1 pseudogene is annotated in these 257 nt (G+C 37.7%); it reads right to left on the bottom strand.

Features of this window, described 5'->3' with window-relative positions:
- Positions 1-54: 54 nt before the first annotated feature.
- A pseudogene (locus HMPREF2731_RS00215) lies at positions 55-257 on the bottom strand (IS6 family transposase); the annotation flags it as partial.

Here is a 257-nt window from a genome sequence, read left to right as displayed (position 1 = left end):
GGTTCTGTTGCAAAGTTTTAAATAAAGAATAAAATCCCTTACGGTATCTATGATTTAAGCTGGGATTCCCAATAATACCTTGATTTCAGTACAGACCGAAAACCCGAAGAGAGTGCCTTCTTTTCGGGTTTTCTTATATAATCCTCGAATGGCTTCCATGCCTTTAATCGTGGTAGAGGCAGTGCGTAAACTTCGATAGAATTTATTGCGTCTCTTTACTGGACGATGGTCTTGTTCAATCAAATTATTCAGGTATT

The sequence above is a fragment of the Enterococcus sp. HMSC072F02 genome (assembly GCF_001837725.1).
Lineage (GTDB): Bacteria > Bacillota > Bacilli > Lactobacillales > Enterococcaceae > Enterococcus_B > Enterococcus_B lactis.
Note: the sequence above shows the minus strand (reverse complement) of the source record. Positions and strands in the feature narration are given on the sequence as shown.